This window comes from Actinomadura sp. BRA 177 (genome assembly GCF_013372625.1).
Classification (GTDB): domain Bacteria; phylum Actinomycetota; class Actinomycetes; order Streptosporangiales; family Streptosporangiaceae; genus Spirillospora.
Map to the genome: position 1 here is coordinate 1 of NZ_JABXFD010000074.1, position 3,140 is coordinate 3,140.

General features: G+C 73.0%; 3 protein-coding genes. 1 reads left to right on the forward strand and 2 read right to left on the reverse strand.

The features are described 5' to 3' along the window. Positions 1-23 precede the first annotated feature (23 nt). Positions 24-1,100 carry a hypothetical protein gene (locus tag HUX53_RS01145; protein ID WP_255204804.1) on the forward strand — a complete coding sequence of 359 codons (1,077 nt, stop codon included), beginning with the start codon at positions 24-26 and terminating at the stop codon, positions 1,098-1,100. On the opposite strand, the gene thpR is transcribed toward HUX53_RS01145, so the two are convergent. Together thpR and HUX53_RS01155 are read right to left on the reverse strand one after the other, a co-directional pair. Beyond that, positions 1,037-1,660: an RNA 2',3'-cyclic phosphodiesterase gene (gene thpR / locus HUX53_RS01150; protein ID WP_176401298.1), complete on the reverse strand. Its 624-nt coding sequence runs from the start codon at positions 1,658-1,660 to the stop codon at positions 1,037-1,039. The two genes, HUX53_RS01145 and thpR, sit on opposite strands and share 64 nt — an antisense overlap. A gap of 69 nt (positions 1,661-1,729) precedes the next feature. Continuing rightward, on the reverse strand, positions 1,730-2,959 hold the full coding sequence (locus HUX53_RS01155; RefSeq protein ID WP_176401299.1) for an MFS transporter: 1,230 nt from the start codon (positions 2,957-2,959) through the stop codon (positions 1,730-1,732). Positions 2,960-3,140 lie beyond the last annotated feature (181 nt).

Here is a 3,140-nt window from a genome sequence, read left to right on the forward strand (position 1 = left end):
AAAGGTGTATGAGAGACGGCCGGATGGAGCTCGTCGCCCGGCTGCCCGCGCACGGCCTGGACGGCTTCCAGCTCGCGCACGCCCTCGACGACCACGGCTACCGGGTGATCACGCCGGGGGCGCGGGCGCCGCGCGGGCCCGACTACGGCCTCGAAGGGCTGCCGGAGATCTTCGCGCAGGTGCCCGGCGGGCGGCTCGTCGTCACCGACGGCGGGCTCGGCTGGGCGGACGCCGCCGGCGACGTCGTGCTGAAGATGCCCGAGGACCGCATCGGCGGCATCGAGCTGCTCACGATCGGCGGGCACGCCTGGGTCCGGCTGTACGACTCCGACGGCGACGAGTTCTTCGCCGCGCCGCTGTCGGCGCTGCGGATCTCCCGCACCGACCTGCGCGACTCGGCCCGCCGCGCGGGCCTGCCGGTCAACGACGCCGAGTACGACGCCTACCTGAGCGCCGCGTTCCACTCGGCGGTGTCCACGCTCGCCGCGCCCGAACCCGAGCGGGCCACGGCCGCACTGCCGGCTCCCGCGACCCCGGATTCCGGGCCGGCGGGGGACGTCCCGGCCCCCCGGCCGCCCGACGTCACGTTCTCCGTCTCAGCACCGCCCACCCCGGCGACGGCCCCCGGCGCGCTCCTCGACGCGACCCGCCGCTCCCGAATCGGGACGTACGGGATGAGCGTGCTGCTGTGCGAGGCGGTGGCCCTCCTCGGCGCGGTCTGGCTCGGCCCCGACCTGGGCGGATTCAACGCCACGGCCGCCTGGTCGGTGCCCGCCGGGCTGGTGATCGGCCTCCTCGGCTACTGGCTGTACGACCGGAACCGGTCGCAGCTGCGCGTGTCGTCCGCGGGGCTCGCGGTCGTCACCCGGCGCGGCAAGGTCGAATGGGACCTGGCCCGCGACCGCGTCGGCGGCGTCGGCATCGACGAGTCGGCGGAACGCATGCCGCGGCTGGTGGTGTGGGCGCCGTCCGGGCGGGTGCTGCGGCAGATCACGTTCCCGCCCGACCTGGACGAGCTGCGCGGCGCCTGCGAGCGCTACGGCGTCCCGTGGGGGCCGCCGGACGCCGACCGTCCCGCGCCGCCCCCGCCGGAGCTGTGACGCAGCGACCACGTCTTCAGCGACTCGTAGGTGACCTGGCTGTAGTCCTTGCCGGGCAGGTGGCTGCGCACCAGCTGGACGGAATGGGCCGTCCACGCGGCGCCCGCGAACGCCGACAGCTGCTCGATCAGCGTCCGCACGTCCACCGGGCTCCGTGACCGCGCCAGCGTCAGGTGGGGGCGGAAGCCGCGGTGCTTGTCCGGCAGCGTCCCGACGCGGCGCCCGGCGGCGGTGGTGGACGCGGCGAGCCGCGCCAGCCCGCGTCGGTCGCCGTACAGGCCCGTCCACAGGACGCGGGCGTGCGCGCCGCTGCCCGGGAACGCGCCCGCGCCCGCCAGCGACAGCGCCATCCGCTCGTGCCGCCCGACGGCGCGCTCCAGCCGCGGCAGCAGCCGGTCGAGGGTGCGGTCGTCGACCTCGCCGAGGAACGTCAGCGTGACGTGCAGCAGATCGCGCCGAACCCAGCGCAGCTCGGGCACGGCGTCCCGGTGCGGGCGGACGGCCTCCTCCAGCTCGTCCAGGATGTCCGGTGGCGGTACGAGCGCCACGAAAAGCCTCATGGGAGCGTCCGGAGGGCCACCCGGCCAGCTTTCCAGCAGACGGCCCCCGTTGTCACGCGGAACGGGCCGTCATCCTTCCGCCGGACGCAGCCGCCGCGGCTTCACCAGGCCCTCGCCCTTCGCGGCCACCGCTCCCACGGCGAGCGCCGCGAGGGCGGACACCAGCCCGCCGAGGACGAGACTCGTCCGCGCCCCGAAATGCTCCGCCAGCCACCCGATCGCGGGCGCGCCCACCGGGTTCGTGCCGAGGAACACGAGCATGTAGAGGGCCATCACCCGGCCGCGCATCTCCGGGGACACGCCGAGCTGCATGGTCGCGTTCGCCGCCGTCGTGATCGTCATCATCGCGATGCCGGTCGGGACGAGCAGCGCCAGGAACAGCCAGTACGTCGGCATCAGCCCGGTGACGACCTCCAACGCCCCGAACACGACACCCATCGCCACCAGCAGCCGCAGCCGGGGCCTGGCGACCCGCCTGGCCGCCAGCAGCGCACCGCTGAGCGCCCCGAGCGCCAGCATGCTGGACGCCAGCCCGAACGCGGACGCATCGGTGTGGAAGACCTCCTTGGCGATCAGCGCAACGGTCGTGTTGAAGTTCATCCCGAACGTCGCGAGGAACCCGATGAGCACCAGCACGAGCATCAAATCCCGACGCCCGCGCACGTACCGAAGGCCCTCACGAAGCTGCCCCTTGGCCCGCTTGACCGCCGGCGCGTCATGCAACTCGTCCGCCCGCATCGCGTAGAGGCTGAACAGCACGGCACCGAACGAGGCCGCGTTCACCAGGAACACGGGCCCCGTGCCGATCAGCGCGATCAGCACACCCGCGACAGCGGGCCCGAGCAGCCTCGCCCCGTTGAACGTGGCGCTGTTCAGCGCGATCGCGTTCGGCAGGTCGCGCTTGCCGACCATCTCGACCACGAACGACTGCCGGGTCGGGTTGTCCACCACGGTGGCGACGCCGAGCCCGAACGCCAGCAGGTACACATGCCAGACCTGCGCGTTCCCGCTCACTGACAGCAGTCCGAGAGCCAGCGCCAGCACACCCATGGAGATCTGGGTGAGCATCAGGACACGCCGCTTGGGATACCGGTCGGCGATGACGCCGCCCCAAAGCCCGAACAGCAACATCGGCAAGAACTGGAGCCCAGTGGTAATCCCCAGCGCAGTACCGCTCCCATGCGCCAGCTCAAGCACCAGCCAGTCCTGCGCGACACGCTGCATCCACGTCCCGGTGTTGGAGACGACCTGCCCGGCGGCGTAAAGCCGGTAGTTCCGATTCCGCAGCGACCGGAACATCCCCCCGCTACGCGCGTCCTCGTCCCGCGCGGCAAGGTCGTCCAGCCCCCCGTCCTGGAACGTCCCGTCCTCCTTCACGCTGGCCTCACCGGTCCCCGCAGACTCATCGCCCGGCGCACGCCGACCAAACTGCGCCACCCGATCAACCTGCGCCCTCCCGGCACCCACCACGCCCTCAACC

Excerpts from the sequence above, each read along its gene's own strand:
- HUX53_RS01145 (WP_255204804.1), top strand. The coding sequence starts at position 24 with ATGGAGCTCGTCGCCCGGCTGCCCGCGCACGGCCTGGACGGCTTCCAG.
- thpR (WP_176401298.1), bottom strand. The coding sequence starts at position 1,660 with ATGAGGCTTTTCGTGGCGCTCGTACCGCCACCGGACATCCTGGACGAG.
- HUX53_RS01155 (WP_176401299.1), bottom strand. The coding sequence starts at position 2,959 with ATGTTCCGGTCGCTGCGGAATCGGAACTACCGGCTTTACGCCGCCGGG.